Genomic DNA, 23,799 nt, shown 5'->3' with positions numbered 1-23,799 from the left:
AATCCAAAGCTTTTTTAAAAAGAAAAGCTTTGGATTTTATTTTTAATTATTTCTTGACCTGAAACGCTTTTCATAAATTATAAATAAGAAGTACCTCACGAGGATTGTATGAAAACGATACCTAATAATTAATTAGAACTCGTGTATTTATAGAAAGTGGTGAAGAAATAATGAAATTAATCGCAATTGATTTAGATGGAACTCTTCTTTCGGGGAATAAAATGATAAGTAAAGAAAATGCAGAAGCAATTCGAACATGTCAAGAAGCTGGCCATGTTGTAGCAATTTGTACAGGACGTTCAATTGTTGACATTGAGCGATTATTGTTAGAAGTTGATTTAGAGTGTCCAATCATTGCGGAAAATGGTGCTCTTATATATAAAGATAAAAAAATGATGAAGAGATATCCAATTCAAAATATGCAGGCACTTGAAATTGTAGAATATCTTGAAGAGAATGGTTTATATTATCAGCTCTATACTGATAAAGGTGTGTATGTGCCGGATTATGGAGTAGAGAGTGTACGTAATGAAATTGAGCATGTGAAGAATTCAAAAGAAAATTTCGACTTGAAAGAGTTAGAAACAATCGCAGCATTATATCTTGAGCATACAGCGTTTCATAGTGCGGAAAGTTGTAAACCAATTGTAGAAACAGATATACATGTGCATAAACTATTACCATTTTCTTATGAAATTGAGAAATTAAAAAAACTCAAAGAAACATTTCTTCATAATACAGATTTAGCAATTACATCTTCATATTGGCACAATTTAGAGATTAATCATCGAGATGCTCAAAAAGGGAATGGATTATATACTTTAGCAGAACATCTTAATATTCCAGTTGAAAACACTGTAGCGATAGGTGATGGGCTAAACGATGTTTCTATGATGGAAAAAGCGAACATATCAATTGCAATGGGGAATGCAGTAGAAGAAATAAAAGCAATGTGTAAATACGAAACGTTATCAAATGAAGAACATGGTGTGGCACATGCTTTATATAAATATGTAATGTAATTAAAAAAGAAAAAAGAATCCAAATGGATTCTTTTTTCTTTTTTATTAGGGGTAAGGTATTCTATGAGATTCATAGAAGCCTTATTACATTTTATTATATAGAATATATTGGAATAAATGTTTATATTTTTCATAAAAATTGTGAATATTTTATGAACTTTATACTTATTGCATGTTTATACCGCTATTAGTGACGCGTATGACTCTCAAGTGAAAATTCAGTGAATGTAAGAAGGAATTCAAGTTACCTAGACAATAAGTGAGGAATCAACGAAATATATACTAATTAAAGGTATATTCAGTATATATATTCTTTTCTTATTTTAATTGAAAAATAAAATTTGTTCGAATAATTATTCTACAGCTATATACCTACACTAGCTTTCTTCGTATAATGGAGAAGTATGAATTTTAGATTTGTATTAATTTTACATATTGAGGTGAAAAAGGAATGAATTCGCGGCTAATGGAACTTATTGATGTGAGTACAATAGAAACCATGGCAGAACAATTTTATAAATTAACTAACATATCACATCAACTTCTTGATGCTGAAAAACAGTGTGTTTTTTCATTCGGAATGAATGAGATAAAAAAGAGTAAACTTCCAAAGATTGAAATCCCCATTTTCTTATACAATCAACATTTAGGATCTTTTGTTGTATGGTCCAAAAAAAGCGAAATTTTCAGTTGTCAAAAATACTTTGAAATGCTCTCAAGTTTAATTTTAGATGGCGCAATAAAAGTATTTCAAAGCAAAAATACAACATTGCTTTCTCGGAAAGAGGAGGAACTACATACGATTTTACAAAACATGCCTGTTATGGTCGATGCGCTTGATTATAATGGAGATTTTGTTTTGTGGAATCGAGAATGTGAAATTGTAACAGGTTATACCGCTGAAGAAATAATTGGAAATCCCAATGCACTGCAATTACTGTATCCTGATTATAATTATCGCCATCAAATACAAAAGAAATTTTTAACTTGTGGAAAAAATTTCAGAGATTGGGAAATGCACTTAACATGTAAAAATGGTGAAGTCAAAACAATAATGTGGTCGAATATATCAGAACAGTTTCCTGTAACAGGATATAGTTATTGGGCTGTTGGTGTAGATATTACACATTTAAAAGCGATAGAAGAGCAGTTAAAACAACAAACATCTGAACTGGAATTAATTTTTAAAGCTTTACCAGATTTATGTTTCTTAACAGAAGATGATGGCACAATTATAGATTACAAGGCAGGATCTCCTACAAAGTTTTACGTACCTGCAGAAGCTTTTATGGGAAAAAAGTTTTACGAAGTATTACCATCTTCAGTAGCACAGCAGTTTCAGGAAGCCATTAATCAAGTGAAGGAAAAAGGAACGAATGTAATTGTAGAATATCCACTCACACTTAATGGAAGTATTAATTTCTTTGAGGCTAGGTGCTTACCATTATTACATGATAAAATTATGATTATTGTACGCGACATTACAGAGAGAAAAAAGACAGAAGAATTGCTAAATAAATCAGATACGCTTGCAGCAATTGGTCAATTAGCAGCTGGCGTGGCTCATGAAGTAAGAAATCCTTTAACTGTAATTAAAGGATTTATACAGTTATTTCAAATTAATAAAGAAGATCAAGAAAAATATTTTGATCTTATGCTCTCTGAAATTGAAAGGATAGAAGCGATCCTGCAAGAATTTCTGGCAATTGCTAAAACAGATGAGATAAATACAGAAAAGAAAAATATTTATCAAATTTTTAAAAATGTCGTATCGTTAATGAATACAAAAGCAATTATGACAAATATTCAAGTTGAACTATTTACGGATGACAAAGATATAATTATTGAATGCTCAGAAAATCAATTGAAACAAGTATTTATTAATATTTTGCAAAATTCAATCGAAGCTATGCCAAATGGTGGGGAAATTTCAATTCACATAAAAGAAATAAATGATGATGGTGTCATCATTCATGTAATAGATGAAGGAATAGGAATACCTGAAGAAAGAATTAAGAGATTAGGTGAACCTTTTTATAGTACGAAAGAAAAAGGGACTGGTATTGGATTAATGTTAAGTTATAAAATTATTGAAAGTCATCAAGGGACAATTAGTATCATGAGCGAGGTTGGTATCGGGACAACAGTAACTATTTACTTACCGAAAGTACTAAGTAAACAATCTCTTTCTAATTGTGACGATAAATGTATAGCAATACGCACTAGTAGTAATTCTTAAATCAATTAATACCCAATAACAAAGCGATTAGTGAAAACTAAGCTTTTTGTTATTGGGTATTTTTTATATTTAATTTAGTAAACTTTACCTTTTCTTTACCTTTGTTTTAATTTCTATTAAGTTTTAAACATTATATTAATATTTGTACAAAGCAATGTATAGAAATTGTACATTACTTTTAATATAGAAATGTGATTATTATTTGAAATATTGTAAGGAGGAGATTATGACAAAGTGAAAAAGCAAGAGAAGAAAAGTGGTAGAGTAGTACCTCTCCGGTTAAATATTTTATTCCTTTGTGTATTTTTATTATTTTCTGGCATTATTATTCAATTAGGGAAAGTGCAAATTTTTGATGGAGAAACATATAAAAATGAATTAGAGAAGAGAGAAAATGCAACCGTGGGCCTTTCTGTACCACGTGGGAAAATATTTGATCGTGAAGGAAATCCAGTAGTTGATAATAAGTCTTTACGTACGATTACATATACAAAGGTGAAAGGTGTAAAACAAGAAGAAATATTAAAATCAGCAAGACAACTTGCAGATATTATTGAAATGCCACAAGAAGATATAGATAAGTTAACTGAGACTGATAAGAAAGACTTTTGGATGCAATTAAATCCAGAACTTGCTCAAGACTTAGTATCAAAAAAAGAAATAGATAAGTTCCGAGATAAGGATATTACCGGAAAAGAGCTAGACAAAAAAATAGAAGATTTAAAAAGGAAACGCGTTACAGATAAAAATCTTCAAGAACTAACGGCTAAAGATATAGAAGTGTTAGCTATTAAAAGTAAAATGACCTCAGGTTTTCAAATGGCACCTCAAATTATTAAAAAGGACGTTAGTGAACAGGAATATGCGGTGATTAGTGAAAATTTAGCGAACCTTCCAGGAGTAGACGCATCAGTTGATTGGGAGAGAATCTATGTAAATGATGGTCTATTCCGTTCTGTTCTTGGTAACGTTTCAAACGCTGATGAAGGATTGCCACGTGAACGATTAGATTATTATTTAGTGCGTGATTATAGCCGAAATGATAGGGTCGGTAAAAGTTATATCGAACAGCAATACGAAGATGTACTTCATGGTACAAAAAAAGAAGTAAGAAGCATTGCTGATAAACAAGGAAATACTATTAGAACGGAAACGGTTTCGGAAGGAAAAAGCGGTAAAAATTTAACTTTAACAATAGATATGGAATTGCAAAAAAAAGTAGAGGAGAGCATAGAAAAAATATTAAAACAATATAAAGGATCAGAATCAATGTTAGACCGTGCTTTCGTAGTGATGATGAATCCTAAAAATGGCCAAGTATTATCAATGGCTGGGAAAAGGCTTGTAGAAAAAGACGGGAAAATGGAAGTAGAAGATTATGCTTTAGGCACGCTGACAAGTTCATATGAGCTTGGATCAACGGTTAAAGGTGCGACAGTGTTAACAGGGTTTGAAACAAATGCAATAACTCCTGGAACACATTTTTATGATGCACCTATGAAGTTTAAAGGAACTAAGGAAAAGAAGTCTTGGAAAAATTTTGGTGATATAGACGATCTAAGAGCGTTACAAGTTTCTTCAAACGTTTATATGTTTAATATAGCATTAAAAATTGCTGGTGTGGATTATGTGAAAAATAGTTCACTAGATATTAAACAAGAATATTTTGATAAAATGAGATATTATTTCAGGCAATTTGGACTAGGTGTACAAACTGGTATTGATTTACCAAATGAAACTGCAGGGCAAATTGGAAAAAAAGATAATCAGCCTGGTTTCTTATTAGATTATTCTATTGGGCAATATGATACGTATACACCACTTCAGCTTGCACAATATATTTCGACTATCGCAAATGGAGGATATCGAATGAAACCACAAATTGTTCAAGAGATTAGAGAACAAACCGTTCAAAAAAATGAGGTTGGTAAAGTAGTACAATCAATAGAACCCGTTGTTTTAAATAGAATCGATATGAAACAAGAATATATTAATCAAGTAAAAGAAGGATTTAGAAAAGTATTTCAAGAAGGAGATGGAACAGGAGTAAGAGCGTTCCAAAAAGCACCATATAAACCAGCTGGTAAAACAGGGACCGCACAAACTGTATATGGTGGAGAAAATGCAATTGGGCGAAATGCGAAAGGCGATCGTAGAGAATGTTATAACTTAACATTAGCTGGATATGCGCCATATGATGATCCAGAAGTAGCATTTTCTGTTGTAGTACCGTGGGTTGAAAATGATAAATCGGGCATTAACTCCGATATTGGAAAAGAAGTTTTAGATGCTTATTTTGATTTGAAAAATAAGCGGTTAACTGGTGAAGCGCCAAAAACGGATGCCTCTAAAGAGAATTAAAATGTACGAAACGTCTCTAGCATTCCTGTAAACTAGAGGCGTTTTTATCTGGGGATAGATTAGAAATGAGGTATATATGAAGCTGTTTATTCTAAAATATTGGAGGAACATATGTAGCTACATATTAATTATAATAGGGGTTATTTTTATTAATAAGTTCTTTTTATTTTGTATGGTAGAAGGAATTTCGATGCAACCTACTTTGAATGAAAAAGATTATATACTTGTTAATAAGGTAAACGTCTGTTTATCGTCTTTTCATCATGGAGATGTTGTCATTATAAAAAAAGAAGACGAGCCTACTTACTATGTGAAACGAATTATTGGATTATCGGGGGATAACATACAACTAAAAAAGGATGAGGTATTTATTAACGGTAAAAAGCGTGATGAGTCGTATATACATTTAGATATGTCACAAGTATCCAATCGTTTTTCCAATTTTAGAGAAATAAAAGTTCCTATGCATAAATTATTTGTGTTAGGTGATAATCGTAATCATAGTAAAGATAGTAGGAATACACTTGGACTTATTGATGAATCAAATATAATAGGTAAAGTAGAAATGGTATTTTATCCATTTGACCATATAAAATGGATAAAATAATTCTATTAACGATTCACATTTTATAAAATAAATCATATATTGATAGCATAGGACAAGCAGAAACGCTTGTTTTAACCTCACAGAACACTCCTTATCACGGTTAGGCATCTACATAGGTAGATGCTTTTTTTATGTTGATGACTGAAAATTATTTATCAATATAATGTAGCAAGCATATTAGGACTATTAGGGGAAGATTACTTGTACAAATAACAGTATGCTTAATTAAAACAATGAAATGTAAGGAGTGAGGAATAAGTGCTAAATATTTTAGTGGTTAATTTTCCAGCAGAGGGACATGTAAACCCTACATTAAATTTAGTAAAAGCTTTTACTGAACGAGGGGATAACGTACATTATATTACAACGGCAAACTTTAAGGATAGAATTGAAGATTTAGGAGCTACTGTACATATTCATCCGGATTTATTAAAAGAGATTTCTATTGATGCTGAAACCTCATCTGGGTTAAATGCTTTCTTTCATGTGCATGTTCAAACTTCTTTATATATATTAGAAATTACGAAACAATTATGTGAAAGTATAAATTTTGATTTCGTAATTTATGATATATTTGGCGCAGGAGAGTTAGTAAAGGAGTATTTACAAGTTCCAGGTGTAGTGTCCTCACCTATATTTTTAATTCCGCCAGAATTTTTGAAGACATTACCTTTTCATCCAAATGCAGATATGCCATTCCAACCAGAGGAAATCTCTGAAAAATTACTAAATCAGATGGAACATAAATTTGGAGTAAAACCAAAGAATAATCTTCAATTTATGAATAATAAGGGTGATGTTTGTCTCGTATACACAAGTCGCTATTTCCAACCTAATAACGAATCGTTCGGAGAAAATAACATTTTTATTGGACCGAGTATTTCAAAGCGTAAAACAAATATAAAGTTTCCACTGGAATCACTTAAAGAAAAGAAAGTTATTTATATTTCAATGGGAACACTGCTTGAAGGACTCGAACCATTCTTTAATACTTGTATTGATACTTTTTCAGATTTTGATGGGATAGTTGTAATGGCAATTGGTGATAGAAATGATATTTCTAAAATTAAGAAAGCACCAGATAATTTTATAATTGCTCCATACGTACCTCAATCAGAAATATTAAATGAAGCAGATGTTTTTATTACACATGGTGGTATGAATAGCGTACACGATGCCATTCATTATAATGTCCCATTTGTAATAATACCGCATGATAAAGACCAGCCAATGATAGCGCAAAGATTAACTGAGCTTGAAGCGGCACATAGACTATTGAAAGAACATGTTAATGTGCACACTTTAAAAGAGGCCGTAACAGATGTTCTTTCAAATGAAAAGTATAAACATGGTATAAGAAAACTTAATGATAGCTTTTTAGAATGTGGTGGTTCAAAAGAAGCAATTGCAGTTATTGAATCTCTTTTAAATAAAGTAAAACTTTAATCGGTAGGGATTTTTTTACTACCCATAAATAGCGGGATAAATAGTCGTAACTGTATACAAGCATAGAGGTTCTCACCTTTATGCTTGTATATTCTTATCCAGCAAATTGCACAGCAGTATTTGCATGTAAAAAAGCAGTATCAAAAACGGGAACAGTAAGATCATTTTGGGAGATGAGTAAAGGTATTTCAGTGCAGCCTAATAATATACCTTCAGCGCCGTTTTGAATTAATGATTTTGTAATTTGTAATAACTTTTCTTTAGATGTTTCTGAAATGATCCCTCTACTTAATTCATCTAATATGACATGGTGGATAAAAGTTCTTTCCTCGTCATTTGGGATAATTGTCTCAATGTTATATTTCGCTAATCGTGATTTATAGAAATCTTGCTCCATCGTTTGTTTTGTTCCTAATAGTCCGATACGTTTTATATTCTGTTCTACCATTTCTTTAGCACTTACATCACCAATGTGAAGAAGCGGGATAGATATTGCTTGTTCTACTTCCTCGGCAAATAGATGTACGGTATTTGAACACATTAGTAAACATTCAGCCCCAGATTTTTCAACTTTCTTTGCAACTGTAACTAGTTCATTTTTCACTTCTTCATATTGATGGTTTTGTAATAAAGTAGTTACTTCACCAAAGTCCATACTATATAAAACTAACTTTGCATTTTGATCGTATTGAGAGAGTGTAAGTGTATTAATATGTTTATAGTATAATGATGTAGATTCCCAACTTAATCCTCCAATCAAACCAATAACTTTCATAATGCATTCCTCCCGAAACGATTTTGAATTTATTATTTCATAATTCCGATAAGAATACAATGATTTAAATGATCTATTTAACAAAAAATAAAAATAGTAAGAAAAGTGTTGAAATTAACATTCTTTAGTGCCATAATACGAATTACAAATTAATACTTATCCAGAGAGGTGGAGGGAACGGCCCTAAGAAACCTCAGCAACCCCTATGCAATTTTATAGGAAGGTGCTAATTCCGCAGAGGACACGATGTGTTTTTTGAAAGATAAGAGGATTCTTGAACGTGAAAGAAAATGACCTCTTATGTAAGAGGTCATTTTTTTGTTGTATAGAAAGGGAGTGTCGATGCATAATTCATTTTTAAATTAAATATAGAGTAATAAAAGTTGACTAATATGAGAGGGGAATTGTCATGAACAAATTATCAACAAAGTTAGTAGTAGCAATCGGTATTGGAGCAGCATTATACGGGATATTAGGACTTTGGGGATTTTCTATTGCACCGAATACATTTATTAAACCAGCATTAGCTATATTAACTGTTTTTGGAGCATTATTTGGTCCAGTGGCAGGACTGTTAATCGGACTTATCGGTCATACCGTAACAGATACGATTGCTGGATGGGGGATTTGGTGGGGATGGGTTATTAGTTCAGGTATTATTGGTTTTTCAATGGGGCTTATTCAAAAAAGAGTTGGTTTTAGTGTGAAAAACGGGTCATTTAAGAAGGGGGATATTTCTTATTTAGCAATTACTGGGCTAGTTGGTATTGTCATTGCTATTATATTTGCTGGGGCATTCGATATTATTGTGATGGGGGAACCATTTGACAAAATTGTTATACAAGTATTAGGAGCAACAATTTCCGATGTCATCGTTTTCTTAGTACTTGGATTGCCACTTACAATTGGTCTGGCGAAATCCAATAAGAAACATACACATTTAAAAATTGAAAAGTAGGGATGTCAACATGCAACCAATTATTTCGTTTGAACAATTCACCTTTCAATATGGGCATGCTGCGCAGCCTACTTTAAGTGATATTACCTTTCATATATACCCTGGGGAAAAAGTGCTAATTGCTGGACGAAGTGGTTCAGGAAAGTCGACATTAGCTCATTGTATAAATGGGCTAATCCCATTTTCTTACGAAGGGAATAGCACAGGTAACGTTTTAATTGCCGGTAAAGACCCGAGGGAAGGAAGTATTTTTGAACAAAGTAAACAGGTAGGAACAATTTTGCAAGATCAAGATGCTCAATTTATTGGTCTGACAGTAGAAGAAGATGTAGCTTTTTATTTAGAAAATGAATGTGTAAAGCAAGATGACATGAAAAAGATTGTTTCGGACTCATTAAGAAAGGTGAAGATGCATACGTTTCATAAACAAAGTCCACATGAATTATCAGGAGGTCAAAAGCAAACAGTTTCTCTTGCTGGTTTATTAACAACAAATGCGGATATATTATTGTTCGATGAACCGTTAGCTAATTTAGATCCACTAAGCGCCTTACATACGATAGAACTTATGAAAGATATACATGAACAATATAATAAAACGATTGTTATTATCGAACATAGAATAGAAGAAATTTTAAAACTGGATTTAGACAAAATTATATTAATTGATGAAGGTAAAGTCATTGCGATAGGAACACCAAAAGAAATCTTAGCGTCAAATATATTACCACGTATCGGCTTAAGAGAGCCTATTTACATCGAAGCATTAAAGAGATTACATTTTGATAGTAATAATGACGTAATATATCCAATGGAAAACCTTCAAAAAGAAAAGGTAAGCAACGTTATAAAAGAGTGGATGGAGAAACAAGTCATATTAAAAGGGAATACTAAAAACAAGGAATTACTTAAAGTGGAGAATTTATCATTTTCATACTCTAATAAACAAAAAGTATTAGAAAATGTAAACCTTTCAATATATGAAGGAGAAATTGTGGCACTGTTAGGACATAATGGAGCAGGGAAATCAACATTAGCTCATAGTCTTATAGGCATAAACAAAATGAAAAATGGGAAAATCTTGTTAAAAGGTGAAGATATTAGTTCTTGGTCTATTCGTAAACGTGGGGAAATCATATCTTACGTGATGCAAAATCCAAATCATATGATTACACAGCCTACTGTTTTTGAAGAAGTTTCATTTACATTAACATTACATAATTTTTCTAAGGAAGAAATTAAGAATAGAGTAGAAGGAACTTTAAAAATTTGTGGTTTATATCCATTTCGTAATTGGCCAATTCAAGCACTAAGCTATGGGCAAAAGAAGAGATTAACAATCGCATCTGTATTAACAACAAATCCTAAACTTATCATATTAGATGAACCGACAGCGGGACAAGATTATTATCACTATAAACAATTTATGTCTTTTATTAAAAACCTAGCTAAAAAGGGAATTTCATTTGTTTTTATCACTCACGATATGAATCTCGCGCTAGAATATACAGACCGTGCAGTAGTTCTACATGAAGGGAAAATTATTGCGGATAATACAGTGTTTGATGTATTAGGCGATCAAGAAACGTTACAAAGAGCCAACTTAAGAGAGAGTTCTTTAACCAAGCTTGTTAAATTTAGTGGGATTGCATGTCCAGAAAAATTTATGGAGCTTTATTTAGACAGTAATAGGAGGGAGGAAGGTGCATAGTACATATTTTCATCGTATGGATGGGATAGTGAAATTGTTTTTATTTATTTTTTGTATGACGCTTACTTTTTTGTTTTTTGATTTTCGGGTGTTGCTAATATTATTTATTATTGGGTGTATCGGGCTCAGCATTGCTAAAATTCCATTTCGTAAAATTTTAATTGTTTTTAGTGTCATATTTACATTTAGTTTATTAAACTCTGTCATGATTTTATTGATTACACCAACTCATGGATCTGAATTAACTGAATCATATACCGCGTTTTTACATGTTGGATATGCAACGATTACATATGAAACATTATTTTATGCAGCTACACTTTCATTAAAGTATTTTACGTTATTACCATTTACACTTCTTTTTATTTACACGACAGATCCAAGCGAATTTGTAAGTAACTTAAGTAAACTTGGTATTCATTATAAGATTACTTATGCAATAAATATTGCACTACGTTATATTCCTGACATCCAGTCTGAGTATAAAATTATTAAACACGCGCAAGAAGCGAGAGGGGTGGCTTTTGAAAAAGGAGAAGCAAGTTTATGGGTTCGTATGAAGAACCGTGTTTTAATTTTCTGGCCACTGATCATTCATTCTCTAGAAAGAATAGATACGGTTTCAAATGCAATGGATTTAAGAGGATTTGGAAAGAAGGATAAACGTACATGGTTTTATACAAGTAAGGCGAAACGTGAAGATTTCATAGCTTTATTTGCCGGTATTTTCATATTTATTTTTGCGGTATATTTAAAATTAAACGTATTTCAAAACTTTTGGTATCCATTTTAAAGCACTCTTTAAACGAGTGCTTTTACTTATTTTTATGTAGACATGCTCAAAAAAGGGATATATACATAATGTATAATACGAACCAGTTAAAATGATCAACTACCTATTAGTTTTCAAACCAAAAGGAGGAGAAAATATGAGTTACGGTGGTTCTTGTGGTTTTGGTGGAGGTTTCGCTTTATTAGTTGTGTTATTCATTCTATTAATAATTGTAGGATGCAGCTGCTGGGGCGGAGGATACTAATTTTTAATTAGTCTTCACAAATGTAAACTAAAAAAACATTGAAGATACTTATGTATCGAAACAAATAAAAAAGGAGCGACTATGCTCCTTTTTTATTTGTTTTAATGCGTATTCTTACTATATTTCGGGAACGTAATCGTTAAAGTCGTTCCTTTACTAACGATACTTCGGATTTTTAAACTTCCATGCATCGTCTCAATAATCTTAACAGCAACCATTGTACCTAAACCGGTTCCTTTTGTTTTTGTACTAAAATACGGTTCACCGAATCGATGTATTTGCTCCTGTGACATTCCAACTCCGCTATCTTCAATTCGTATTTCAACTTTACTATTATTGATAGATGAGGAAATATTTAAGGTACCACCATTAGGCATCGCTTCAATACTGTTCTTTATTAAGTTTAAAAAACATTGTTGAAAGTGCTGTTTATTACCAACAATGGTTGCCTCAGAAAAATCCTGTGTAATATGTATCGTATTCATATTACACAATGGCAATATCATATTAATAACCCGATTTAACTCTTGTTTTATTGAAATTTGATCTAATTTTTCTGGAGCAGGTTTGGCAAACGTTAAATAATCATCGATAATTTCTTGGGCACGATTTAACTCTTCAAGTATATGTTTAATATATTCGTCTCTTGACTCAGGAGTTAAATTCGGTGTTTTTAAAAGCTGTGTAAATCCTTTTACAACCGTTAAGGGATTCCTTACTTCGTGCGATATACTTGCAGCGAGTTGGCTAACAATCTCCATTTTTTCCATTTTAATTAATTTTGAGCGCATTAATACAGCATCTTTAATAACTTCATTTATATAAACAATAAATAACATTAAAGTAGTCGGTAATACCATGAAATAAATAATATACAAATTATTCACTTCAAAATCTGATAAGGTTAATACAATTAAAGTTGTAAATATTGCTAGGAAAAAGGTTAAAAACATGGAAAAAGCTACTTTAAGTTTTCTATTATATGTATTAAATTTTGAAGATGCGAGTGCTGTAACGATGAACATTATTCCGTAAACAACAACTGTCAGCATGTTAAAGCCATAAAATAAAAATCTCGTAATTAATAAAATTGTAAACAATATGATACCGACAGGGAATCCACCATAAAGCGTACCTATTATGACCGGAATTTGTCTTAAATCATGAATACAACTTTCATCCATATAGATAGGGTATCGCATACATAAAATAAGCGGGATACTAGAACAAAGGGTAATCAGTAGTATTTTATATTTCTTTAAATAGTGCCGGCTATCATATATGAAATAAAAAACAAATATACTACATAAAATGTATAGAAGATTATTTAATACGTTTTGATTAATATAAACAAAGTCCATAATATTTGCCTCGTTATTCTGAATTTACTTAACATATGTATTATACATAATAACATATGTTAAAGTGAATAAACCTTGTTAATACAAGATTAGTTTGGCTTTTTGTTATAAAATGCAAACATTTTTCAAACGTTAGCTATCCAAAGATACTTTTACTAAAATTTTTTACTCCTTCTTCCTGCATGTTCGGTAAAACATGAGAATAAATCCTAAGAGTTAATGAAATGTCTGTATGACCTAATCTCTCACTGATAATTTTAGGGTTAACTCCTTGTTTCAATAGTATAGTTGCGTGTGGATGTCTTAAATTACGAATTTTAATTTTTTTCACTGCTGCATTTTTTATTTCCTTATAAAACTTTTCCCTGAAAGCATTTCTGCATAACCCCCCACCTGATTTATTACAATTAATTAAATCTAAATCTTGATAAGCAGAACTGATTGGTAATAAGAAACGTTTACATGAGATTCTAAATAAATATAAAAATACTAAAGGAAAGTAAGGTATGAAAAAACAGGTGTTTCAAGAAAAGTGGACGAGCTAGGTCGTGTAGTAATTCCAGTAAGAGTTTATTTGGGAAGTGGCTTTTAAAACTGATGTTGTTGAGTACATGTGGTAGTAAAAGGTAGATGGACATATGAACAAAGTAGAAATTGATGTTAGTAGCAACAAACTTTTAATAGTTTAGGATGAAAATGTAACAGTAGTCAATCCACCAATGAGCGGATTTGGTGAGCAAGTTGCGGTTTAGATAAAGGGTAAGGTTGATTGTGTAGATACTAAGTTTACTGAAAAGATAAAATGATTATTTTTAGAAAGATACCCAGACGGATTTAGTCGAGAAGCTAGTCAAAATCGCGTAGATGTGAAGTGAAAATCGTAAAAAAAGAGTCATGAGTGGAAAGGCTCATAGCTCTTTGTATAAGGGTAATGGTTTTATAGGTAAATATTATTATTAAATTCTAAAAAATTCAATGTTAGTAAATTAATTGGTATGTGATTTGGGTTTTATAGAAAGAGAGCAGCTAACAACAGCTAGCTGCTCTGCAGGTTCTGTAAGACAAAACAGAAAAGAATATTAACAGAATATAAAGGTTTATCCTGGTTGTTTGAACGTAGTTAAAGAAAGAATATCACATACTATCAATGTTAATAAAAACTATCTGTGGCTTTCACTTCTTTATTTTATTCACAAATAGTTCCAGTAGCTATTCCGGTTGGAGCGACACCTACTGGGACATTAGTGATAACAGTATTCGTAGCAATATCAATAACGGAAACAGTATTACTAGCTTGATTTGTAACATATGCTCGAGTGCCATCAGGTATGATGGTTACTTGATCAGGGGATAAACCAACAGAAATTGTATCAATCACAGTATTTGTCGCAACATTTATTACCGATACATTATTGCTAACCTTATTTACAACGTAAATAAGGTTTCCACCCGGTGTAATATCTATACCAACAGGTTCGGTACCTACGTTAATTGTATTAATAACTGCATTGGTAGCGGTGTTAATAACAGAAACTGTATTGCTGTTTTGATTCGTGACATACGCACGAGTACCATCTAGTGTAAACACGATTATTCTAGGACGAATGCCAACAGGGATGGTAGCAATAACTGTGTTGGTAGCAGTATTAATGACAGAAATTGTGTTGCTTAATTCGTTTGCAACATATGCAAAGGCACCATTTGGGGAAACAGTAATCCCTTGTGGAGCGATGCCAACAGGAATAGTATTAATAACTGTGTTTGTTGCCGCATTAATGACAGAAACCGTATTATTACCATGATTTCCAACATAAACAGTTGTGTTATTTGGAGAAACAGCTACACCTATTGGATTAGTTCCAACAGGAATGGTAGCGATAACAGTATTCGTAGCAGTATCAATAACGGAAACGGTATTAGAAAAAATATTAGTAACATAAGCACGAGCTCCATTTGGTGAAACTGTTACTTCAAGTGGTGCATTACCTACAGTAATTGTATCAACTACTATATTTGTTCCGGTGTTAATTACAGATACTGTATCATTTGTAGGGTCATCTATGAGTCCTGCATTTGTAGCATATACTAGGAAATTACATGCAGGTCCGGTTGGCCCGGTCGGTCCGGTCGGTCCAGTAGGTCCCGGTGGACAATCACAATCTCCAGTAGGTCCTGGTGGTCCTTCCGGTCCTTGAATCCCTTGCACACCTTGAGGTCCAGTAGGTCCCGGTGGTCCTTCCGGCCCTTGAATTCCTGGCACACCCTGAAGTCCAGTGGCTCCTTCTGGTCCTTCCGGCCCTTGAATTCCTTGTATACCCTGAGGGCCAGTGGGCCCTTCCGGTCCTTCCGGTCCTTGAATCCCTTGGATACCCTGAGGCCCAGTAGGTCCCGGTGGTCCAGGAATTCCCATTCCGGTCCCTGAACCAGTCGGCCCCGGTGGTCCTGGTGGTCCTTGAATTCCTTGTACGCCTTGAGGTCCTTGAGGTCCTTCTGGTCCTTCCGGCCCCTGAATTCCTTCTACACCTTGAGGTCCTTGAGGCCCTTGAGGCCCTTCTGGTCCCTGAATCCCTGGTACACCTTGAGGTCCTTCTGGTCCTTCCGGCCCCTGAATTCCTTGCACACCTTGAGAACCCTGAGCGCCTCTAGGTCCAGGAAATCCTCTAGGTCCAGTGGCTCCAGTCGGCCCCGGTGTTCCGATGTTACTTAATAGCGAACTATTTAAGATTCCTTGTAGAATTAAATTGAATGTTTGCTGTAATAAGGGGTCCGATATATTTGAACAACTTATAAGTGAAGACAAGCTTTGGAATAGAAATTGGAATAATGCTGAGATTTGAGTGAGGGATGCAGTAGGTAAGGAATTAATTAATTGATTTATAGTTCTTATAACTAAATTTCTATTTGGTGTATTTGGTTGTACTGTTATTAATAAATCATTTAATGCCTGTAATGCTGATTGGAGTATTTGTATAGTTGTTGGATTTGGTGTTGTGAAAAAAGAAAGGATAGCTTGATTTAATTGATTTATTATTTGTAATAATTCTTGTTGTTGAGAATTCGAGAAAAAAACAGGTGTACAGCAATTACTTTGATCACAAGGGGATATAGAAATAAAGCAGGGTTGCTGAAATTTATCACACGAATTTTTGGAATTTGATTTTCGATTATATCTCATAAATACCTCCTTTTAAAAAATGAATATTAAGTAATTTTTGGCAAATTATTAGCAACTGAGTTTGTAGGTATATGTTTAATGTGAAATGTTTTTTCCTTCAAAGTATATGCCAATAAAATAGAGGTGTTCATATGGGATATATAATCAATACTTGGTTGTTAGGAGGATGTTGTAATCATAGGAAAGAAAATGAAGGTTACAAAGTTTATAGGCAAGCGATTGTATTTTAAAAAAGCGTTATTGTAATAAAATTTGAAGTTTATTAAAAAGAAGGAATGAAGGAAGATTTAAAAGATTTTGAAAGATCCATAAAAAATTCAGTAAAACTCTGAATTCTTCTACACGTATTTTTATTTGTTAATCCATTTAGAAATAATAGGAATTTGTTGTGCCTATTAAAATATGTACTGTTGGTAATTATAACATGAAAATGGATTGTAATAGACTAATGCATAAAAAAGAACAAGTAATAAATTAAACAAAAGCTTTATTTTATTATAGATAAATAGGTGACTCAGCAATTGTGCTAGCCGAGTCACCTAGTACTATGGAACCAAATAATGTTCTTTTTCTATATGTAGTTATGTGGAGTTCTTAGAGGCTAGCCCAATAGACAGTTAAGGGATAAATAAAATCATTTTAGAGAGTTTTACATTTTATTATGTTAATGCTACAACAGCAAGAGTTAAGCCCAATGTATTTAATGTATTAGAATATGGTCCTACATTAACAGTAAGAGTACTTGTTATACCTAAAGGTGTAGTGAAAATAGCGGGTGCTGATACAGAAGTGAATCCTGCAGTATATCCCAGAGAAGTACCAGAGCCAATGATTGGATTATTATTAAGATACATAGTGATACCTGCCGAATTACCTCCTGGTTGAATGATAACTTGCACTTCATAGATTGCCAAATAGGTTCTTCCACCTTCAAGTAAAACAGTTGTTGGTGGTGTGAATGAGATTGCCGTACCATTAGAATTTACCACGGTATCTAGTGGAATCGCAGAATTTACCGAGACTATTGATGGGGTAGTTTGAACAACATTTAAACTGTTAGCCGTGGGGGATGGACAAGTGCAAGGTTTGTGAATGTTAGAGTTATTATCATTTTGGTAATGCACAAATAATCAAGCTCCTTTGCGTAAGATAATTTTTTATCCTATATAAAACGTAGCTTTTTTGTATCTAAGTGATTTTTAATAAGTTTTTAAAGATAAGTCGAATATTGTTGGTCAGTTAACTTTTAAAAGTATTTGATACTCTGGAATTTAAAAGTGCATCTGATAAATATATATGAATGTTTTTTAAGGACATTACTGTAAGTTAGGAAACATAATAAAATAGTTATTTTGTTAAATAAAAAAACATGCACAAAAATTGTGCATGTTTAAAAAAGTTATGTCTTGTCTATGTAAATATATGCTTAACTAATATATACCGTGTGTATGTTTGAACAAAATGGTTATTTATTAACAAATATAAAGAGCGCTTTTTAAGATGCTCCATGACCAAGATGTGTATCGATAAGGATACCAAAAGATTAATAATAAGATGATCATGATTATTGTATGTACATTTCTAATGAATGTGAAATCTTTAAATGCAATCAAAAAGAGCACGCATATAAGCATGCTCTTGGACAAGAAAGGTAGATTTCTATGAGTGGATATCTCCATACAATACTATATGCTTGTCCAGTTAAAAGGTGAAAAGTTTTAATGAAATCTTTATTTTATTAATTTGTAGGTTGATACAGTTCCCCAAACGAAAAGAACCAAGTAAAAAAGTCTTTGTAGTAGACCTGCAGGTAAGGGGAAAAGAAAAACAAGTGAGATAATGATTGTTATTACTATTAAGTTTAGTAAGCAGAAATATGTCCATTTTCTAGTTTTTTTAAGATTCTTTGCAAAAATAAATAGTCCTGGAAATACAGTAAGCATACCTATCCAAACTAGAATAGAATGTCCAATTAGGTTTACATCTGCAGGAATTAATCCTGAGACTATAGTGGAAACTCCTATTATAATTATAAAAAATGTTGCTATTTTATTAATTTTTGTTTTTTCTAGATGTTGTGAAATATATAGTACTCCAATACAAAATGTTATTCCATTAAGAATAAAGAGTAAATTCATCCAAAAGTGATTAGGAGAGCATATTTCATAAGGAGCTATTTCGTAGGTGAATTCTCCACAGGTTGTTACACCTAGATCACTCATTGCATGATGCAAATAGTTATAAGATGCTGTAGAAGTGAAAATAAAGAAAGGTTCAATTAAAAAGTATAGGCAAGTTGCAATCCAACTAAATAAGCCAATCCTATTTGATATATACATTAGATGCCTCCTTTGAAAAAGGTATATTTCCGTTGTAGGTGGTTGCATTATCAAAAGTGAAAAATTTCAAGTTGAGAGTCGATAACCATTTTTAATAATATAGGGTTTTCTAGACAAATGTGTTTAGCGGAAAGACGTGTGAAAAATGGATGGGGTATAACTTAACAAAATCGTTATTTGAGAAAAAGGGATTAGTTTAGTTTTGATTCTGCTAATCCTCAACCAATTATAAAAAGCAGGCCGAATATGAGAGGGTAAAAAATACACGAAATTATTATACTAGTTATAACGACTTTTTTTGATGTACCTTTTGGAGCGAAAATAATTAAAACTAGTGATACAAATATTAAATAAATTAAATTACTATCACTATAAAAGGTAAAAAATACGATAATAGTTAACAAATTTGAAATGAAACCGAATTATTTTCTCATTACTTTAGCCTTTCTTGGAAAAATAAATAATCCAGATTATACCATGAATGAATAAGGTTTAAGTAAAATTTTAACAAAAACGTTATTTGAATAAAAAGAAGTTAGATAAGGATGAAGAATAGTCATCTCTTATGCTGGGGAGCTTAACGGATATCTAAATGAATTAAGGATGAGTATATGTTGAAAAGAAAAGTGGTTAGTTTGTTTTTGGGAATTACTATGGTAGTTTTATTTTTAAATCCGTTAGATACCAAAGCGTTTAATATTGATAATCAAGAGTTTTATGATTCTTATAATACTTTATTAGCACCATATGCAAGTCAAGTTATCAGAAGGAAGCTTGGACCAGATCATCAGTATAGTTTGACGGACACAAAAATTATAAAAATTGAACGTTTCCCAGAAGAAAACTTTAATTTTATTGTTACAGTTCAATATAAAACTTATATAGGAGCTCATAACCCTCCGAATGGCATAGAAACTATTACTTTTAATATAAATCCAAGTGGAGTAAAGGTTATAAATTTTGTTCATAAAGATGCTTAAAGAAGAAGTAATATTGTTCGTACATTGATGGAAAGGATATTTGAACTGAAAAATGTTATAAAAATTTCATTTTGTAGAAATAAAGAAACTAAAAAAAGAGCACCCTGCATCAGTGCCCTTTCAGATAGGAGGTAACACTTTGAGTTGGATACTTAAAAAGTATATGGTATAGAAGAGAAATACGACCTAAAATTTATTATCAACTCAATACAAAAGAGCAGTTAACGAAGGTTAACCGCTCAGTCCTCAGAGAAAGGAAAAAGAACATTACAGATGTCAATGTGAATTCAAGCTGTATCAGCCCATTTATAGTATCGGTGAAATATAGAATTTTATTCGTGTGAAACATAAAAAGAGCAGCTAGTAAAAACTAGCTACTCAGCCTTCGGGTATGAAGGGAAATCAGAAACTGTATATACATTATTAACGGAATATTGGGTTTTATTCAGGAGTTAGAGGGAAATGAATAAATTTAGACTGTTCCAACTTGGTTTTGGTCTGCAACATCAGAATCAAATGTGTTTGTTGCACTAACACCGTTAAATGTATTGAGAACAAAAGCAACGTTAGATGAACCTGAACCATTATAAGCTTTTGTATTTTCTTTTGGAGAAACGTTATAAAAATCACCTAAGTTGAAAGAACCGTTACTATTTTGCACAACCATATTTCCGACAATAGATGGCATAGCTTTCACCTTCTTTCCTAGGAAGCATTTAAATTAGTATATGGTGTATGCGTCTAGTGGTTCATCTGAAACTGAGAATTTTGAAATGAGGTTTGATTGAAAATCTAATAAAATAATCCTTTTGAAATTATATAGGTACAATTCACATTTGAGCCACTTTTTGAATGTAAGAAGGTATTAAATTAATGAAAACGCCTAAAATGGAAAAAACTGTTTTATAAGAAGGAGTGAGAGGATTGGATAATTTAAAGAAAAAGAAACTAAAAAAAGCAATTGCTCGTTGGACAAAGGTTATACAAAAATATGAGAAAGACAGAATAGATAAAGCTTGGAGGAATCTTTTTATACAGACAAGTATAATGAAATAAATATAGTCCGGCTAGAAAACTAGAGGACACCAATTCATTAAAGCAGCAATTCAAGTTGTTTTAATGAATTGGTGTCCTTTTTATTTTGGAAGGGGGAGATAGGAAAATATGAGGGCACTACAAGACTAATTACGTGAGTGGAAAAAGCAATTGAATCAAACAAGAAAGAAAAAAAGATATAGAGTTCAAGTAGTTGTGAGATAAATTGAAAATAGAAATTGATAAGTAAAAAGATAAATAATTAAACATGCGGATGTATTGAATGCAAATGAAATAAAAATTAAATAGGTATATTTTTAATTTTTAAGTTAAGTATAGAGAAGAAATGAATTATCTAGATATTAAGAAAGGATGGATTTTTACAATGAGTTCAAATGAATCAAATTTCAGTTTTACCAGTAACAAAGATATTGTAAAGTACCTTAATGTAAGAAAAGACCCTGTTGATTTAAGAGACAAAATGTTTCGGAGTTACTTGTTTAGTAATGAGGCGGATTTGCCAACGCAAGTCGATCTTCGTCCTAAAATGTCAGGTATAGTAAATCAATGGAATATAGGTTCTTGTACGGCAAATGCAATTGTTTCAGGATTACGAGAATATCTATTATTACAATCAGGTCGTCCATTTACTTGCTTATCTCGTTTGTTTTTATATTATCATGAACGAGAAATAGAAGGACATATTCAGGAAGATAGTGGAGCGAATGTTCGTGATGGTATGGGGGTTCTTAAAAATATTGGAGTATGCCCTGAAGAGGATTTTCCTTATACCGAGAATTTTAGAGATAAGCCATCACCAAAGGCTGAATCAGATGCTGCACTTTATAAAATTGGAACCTACCATCGTATTCAAGATTTATCGGGATTAAAGGCTGCACTTGCTCATGGATTAGTTGCTGTACTTGGATTTGCTGTACCAAAATCTTTTATGTCAGAAGAAGTGAAAAAGACTGGTATAGTTCCAGTATCAGGAACAGATGATGTAATTGTTGAAGATGGTCAACCAGCGGGACATGCTGTTTGTGCTGTTGGATATGACGATGATAAGCAAACGGTTATTATTCGCAACAGCTGGGGAGAAGACTGGGGAGATAAAGGATATTGTTATTTCCCATATGAATTATTTAAAAATGGAATTGTGCAAGATATGTGGACAGGTCGTTAATTAGAAAAGTGATGGAAGTATGGAAACTACAAAACACGTTATACGTGTTACGGGTAGCATAAAAGAGCGTGAAAAAGATGTAGAAATAAAAGGTGTAATGCATTATCATCTATTAATTAATGATATATCAGTTTTACATACAAGTGGTGCAGAGGTATCGTATAAAGGTTATGTACAAGCTATGAAGCAGCATGTGATTTCTTTTGGTAACTATGCATTCTGTCGTTTCTGAAAATGATGCACGCGTAGAAGCCCGTGATTTCTGAAAATGTGGTGACAAGAGTGCAACAGTTTGGGTGGCTGATGTAGAAGTGAAAACAATGGATGATATGCGAGCAGGTACACAGGCTTTTATCGATGAATTATGTCAATTAGGTGCTAAGAAAGTCGGTTTATATGTTGATCATCATATGTATGCACCTTTTGGGTGTGAAATATTTAAACAAAAAAGTGTTAGCAAGTTTGCAAACGAACTTGCTAACACTCATACAAAATAGACATAAATTATCGCTGATATGTCTTCCTTAATAATAGCCATAATCAATTAGAACACAATAATATGAAATGCTCATAAAATCATTCTTGCTATACATGATAATAGTATAAACTCTATATTTCTTTTAATAATTTAGGGTTATATCTTTTCTGCATCAGCCGCTTTTAACCACGCTTCGTAGAATTCTGTAACTGATGCATACCGTTCTGCCCGATTGTCATTTACAGCACGATACGCTACCTCATATAATTCCTTACTTGCTTCCCATTTTATAAAAGAACGATCTTTTTCACCGCCTAAGAGTGAGAAAGCTATTGCTCCCATATTAAATACATTTGTTCTTTCATCAATTATAGCGTTTAGTTCAAATTCCTCTGGTGACATAAAACGGGAGGAACCCCATAGCCGGCCCATTTTATTTATGTAAGGTTTCTTACTGTATAAATCTATATCACAAATTTTTGTTTCGTTTGTATTAAAATTATATAAAATACTACCGTCATAAAAATCTATCGCTACATAATTTTTCTTTTCTACATAAGTATGGAAAGAAAAAATGGAATGTAAAGAATGAATTCGTTCTATAACAGGTAAATGTCTAAATTTATAAAATGGAGAGTTTGGATTTTTATATTTCTCAGGAGGTGGGAAGCGCCAATGCGAATGAAGACATTCACCATCAAACCAATCGAAAATTAATACATATCCAGATTGAACTGGAAAATGATCAATTAATCTTATGAGCGATTCATGCTTTAAATCTTCATAAATAGTAACTGAATTTTTTAGCCTTTCAATAGCATCACCCGTTGTTCCTTCATATGCAATTGTTTGTGCTCCTGCGTATTTGATAAATTTCTTATGCCCATCTTTTTCTACACCAAAACTTATATTACCTGAATCTTGCTGGTCAAAAACTGCAAATACGGTCCCTAATTTAATAAGCCAATCAAAATTATGATATTCTTTTAATTGGAATGCTACACTATTTAACTGAATTTCGACGGAATTATCTTTCATAGATTACCTCACATTTAATATAATTAAGTTGTACATTCCACTATTCGACAT

Annotated in this window: 19 protein-coding genes, 3 pseudogenes and 1 riboswitch; of the genes and pseudogenes, 14 read left to right on the top strand and 8 right to left on the bottom strand. The window is 32.2% G+C overall.

What is annotated here, in order from left to right; all coding sequences use genetic code 11:
• Positions 1-170 precede the first annotated feature (170 nt).
• The 5 genes from ACTFR8_RS01630 (at position 171) to ACTFR8_RS01610 (ending at position 7,675) form a co-directional block, all read left to right on the top strand.
• Positions 171-1,022 (top strand): Cof-type HAD-IIB family hydrolase, encoded by an 852-nt coding sequence (locus tag ACTFR8_RS01630; protein ID WP_000766385.1) that lies wholly within the window; start codon positions 171-173, stop codon positions 1,020-1,022.
• Between the two features lie 451 nt (positions 1,023-1,473).
• Positions 1,474-3,261, top strand: a complete 1,788-nt coding sequence (locus ACTFR8_RS01625; protein ID WP_001088567.1) for a PAS domain-containing sensor histidine kinase — start codon at positions 1,474-1,476, stop codon at positions 3,259-3,261.
• Between the two features lie 234 nt (positions 3,262-3,495).
• Positions 3,496-5,622 carry a peptidoglycan D,D-transpeptidase FtsI family protein gene (locus ACTFR8_RS01620; protein WP_000743768.1) on the top strand — a complete coding sequence of 709 codons (2,127 nt, stop codon included), beginning with the start codon at positions 3,496-3,498 and terminating at the stop codon, positions 5,620-5,622.
• 76 nt (positions 5,623-5,698) lie between these two features.
• Positions 5,699-6,229 carry a signal peptidase I gene (gene lepB, locus ACTFR8_RS01615; protein ID WP_000765191.1) on the top strand — a complete coding sequence of 177 codons (531 nt, stop codon included), beginning with the start codon at positions 5,699-5,701 and terminating at the stop codon, positions 6,227-6,229.
• 258 nt (positions 6,230-6,487) lie between these two features.
• Positions 6,488-7,675: a macrolide family glycosyltransferase gene (locus ACTFR8_RS01610; protein WP_000932142.1), complete on the top strand. Its 1,188-nt coding sequence runs from the start codon at positions 6,488-6,490 to the stop codon at positions 7,673-7,675.
• Between the two features lie 94 nt (positions 7,676-7,769).
• Here the strand turns inward: ACTFR8_RS01610 and ACTFR8_RS01605 are convergent, their stop codons facing one another.
• Complete coding sequence (locus ACTFR8_RS01605) at positions 7,770-8,450, bottom strand: aspartate/glutamate racemase family protein (protein WP_000864394.1); 681 nt, start codon at positions 8,448-8,450, stop codon at positions 7,770-7,772.
• A gap of 153 nt (positions 8,451-8,603) precedes the next feature.
• Positions 8,604-8,719: riboswitch (SAM riboswitch) on the top strand.
• 140 nt (positions 8,720-8,859) lie between these two features.
• Here ACTFR8_RS01605 and ACTFR8_RS01600 point away from each other — a divergent pair.
• The 4 genes from ACTFR8_RS01600 (at position 8,860) to ACTFR8_RS01585 (ending at position 12,156) form a co-directional block, all read left to right on the top strand.
• Entirely contained in the window at positions 8,860-9,408 is a 549-nt protein-coding gene (locus ACTFR8_RS01600; RefSeq protein WP_001038208.1) for an ECF-type riboflavin transporter substrate-binding protein, read from the top strand.
• 10 nt (positions 9,409-9,418) lie between these two features.
• A complete protein-coding gene (locus tag ACTFR8_RS01595; RefSeq protein WP_001182506.1) occupies positions 9,419-11,119 on the top strand; it encodes an ABC transporter ATP-binding protein in 1,701 nt (566 codons plus the stop codon).
• Positions 11,112-11,912 carry an energy-coupling factor transporter transmembrane component T family protein gene (locus ACTFR8_RS01590; protein WP_070184108.1) on the top strand — a complete coding sequence of 267 codons (801 nt, stop codon included), beginning with the start codon at positions 11,112-11,114 and terminating at the stop codon, positions 11,910-11,912. Before ACTFR8_RS01595 ends, ACTFR8_RS01590 begins: the two co-directional genes overlap by 8 nt.
• Before the next feature lie 136 nt (positions 11,913-12,048).
• Complete coding sequence (locus ACTFR8_RS01585; protein WP_000120182.1) at positions 12,049-12,156, top strand: YjcZ family sporulation protein; 108 nt, start codon at positions 12,049-12,051, stop codon at positions 12,154-12,156.
• Between the two features lie 101 nt (positions 12,157-12,257).
• On the opposite strand, the gene ACTFR8_RS01580 is transcribed toward ACTFR8_RS01585, so the two are convergent.
• Both ACTFR8_RS01580 and ACTFR8_RS01575 read right to left on the bottom strand, forming a co-directional pair.
• Positions 12,258-13,517: a sensor histidine kinase gene (locus ACTFR8_RS01580; protein ID WP_001987738.1), complete on the bottom strand. Its 1,260-nt coding sequence runs from the start codon at positions 13,515-13,517 to the stop codon at positions 12,258-12,260.
• A 136-nt stretch (positions 13,518-13,653) separates the two neighbouring features.
• Positions 13,654-13,959: pseudogene (locus ACTFR8_RS01575) on the bottom strand (tyrosine-type recombinase/integrase); the annotation flags it as partial.
• 196 nt (positions 13,960-14,155) lie between these two features.
• On the opposite strand from ACTFR8_RS01575, the pseudogene ACTFR8_RS01570 reads away from it, so the two are divergent.
• A pseudogene (locus ACTFR8_RS01570) lies at positions 14,156-14,269 on the top strand (DUF3954 domain-containing protein).
• A 434-nt stretch (positions 14,270-14,703) separates the two neighbouring features.
• Here the strand turns inward: ACTFR8_RS01570 and ACTFR8_RS01565 are convergent.
• The 3 genes from ACTFR8_RS01565 to ACTFR8_RS01555 form a co-directional block, all read right to left on the bottom strand.
• A complete protein-coding gene (locus ACTFR8_RS01565) occupies positions 14,704-16,692 on the bottom strand; it encodes a YVTN family beta-propeller repeat protein (protein WP_252210005.1) in 1,989 nt (662 codons plus the stop codon).
• A gap of 659 nt (positions 16,693-17,351) precedes the next feature.
• A complete protein-coding gene (locus ACTFR8_RS01560) occupies positions 17,352-17,816 on the bottom strand; it encodes a hypothetical protein (protein ID WP_033667150.1) in 465 nt (154 codons plus the stop codon).
• Positions 17,817-18,422: 606 nt separating this feature from the next.
• Positions 18,423-19,031: a DUF998 domain-containing protein gene (locus ACTFR8_RS01555; protein ID WP_000275962.1), complete on the bottom strand. Its 609-nt coding sequence runs from the start codon at positions 19,029-19,031 to the stop codon at positions 18,423-18,425.
• A gap of 611 nt (positions 19,032-19,642) precedes the next feature.
• Between ACTFR8_RS01555 and ACTFR8_RS01550 the strand changes: the two genes are divergently transcribed.
• Positions 19,643-20,011 (top strand): DUF3888 domain-containing protein, encoded by a 369-nt coding sequence (locus ACTFR8_RS01550; protein ID WP_000919725.1) that lies wholly within the window; start codon positions 19,643-19,645, stop codon positions 20,009-20,011.
• 472 nt (positions 20,012-20,483) lie between these two features.
• On the opposite strand, the gene ACTFR8_RS01545 is transcribed toward ACTFR8_RS01550, so the two are convergent.
• Positions 20,484-20,699, bottom strand: a complete 216-nt coding sequence (locus ACTFR8_RS01545; protein WP_001139345.1) for a spore germination protein — start codon at positions 20,697-20,699, stop codon at positions 20,484-20,486.
• 236 nt (positions 20,700-20,935) lie between these two features.
• Between ACTFR8_RS01545 and ACTFR8_RS01540 the strand changes: the two genes are divergently transcribed.
• From ACTFR8_RS01540 to ACTFR8_RS01530, 3 genes and pseudogenes are all read left to right on the top strand, one after another.
• A complete protein-coding gene (locus ACTFR8_RS01540) occupies positions 20,936-21,067 on the top strand; it encodes a DUF3983 domain-containing protein (protein WP_114556335.1) in 132 nt (43 codons plus the stop codon).
• Between the two features lie 364 nt (positions 21,068-21,431).
• A complete protein-coding gene (locus tag ACTFR8_RS01535; RefSeq protein ID WP_000097509.1) occupies positions 21,432-22,232 on the top strand; it encodes a C1 family peptidase in 801 nt (266 codons plus the stop codon).
• Positions 22,233-22,392: 160 nt separating this feature from the next.
• A pseudogene (locus ACTFR8_RS01530) lies at positions 22,393-22,660 on the top strand (GH25 family lysozyme); the annotation flags it as partial.
• Between the two features lie 206 nt (positions 22,661-22,866).
• Here ACTFR8_RS01530 and ACTFR8_RS01525 read toward each other — a convergent pair.
• On the bottom strand, positions 22,867-23,748 hold the full coding sequence (locus ACTFR8_RS01525) for a protein kinase domain-containing protein (protein WP_119781489.1): 882 nt from the start codon (positions 23,746-23,748) through the stop codon (positions 22,867-22,869).
• Positions 23,749-23,799 lie beyond the last annotated feature (51 nt).

The organism is Bacillus cereus group sp. MYBK15-3 (genome assembly GCF_051916765.1).
GTDB classification, from domain to species: Bacteria; Bacillota; Bacilli; order Bacillales; family Bacillaceae_G; genus Bacillus_A; species Bacillus_A cereus.
The sequence above is the reverse complement of the archived record's forward strand: the minus strand, read 5'-3'. Positions and strand labels throughout refer to the sequence as shown.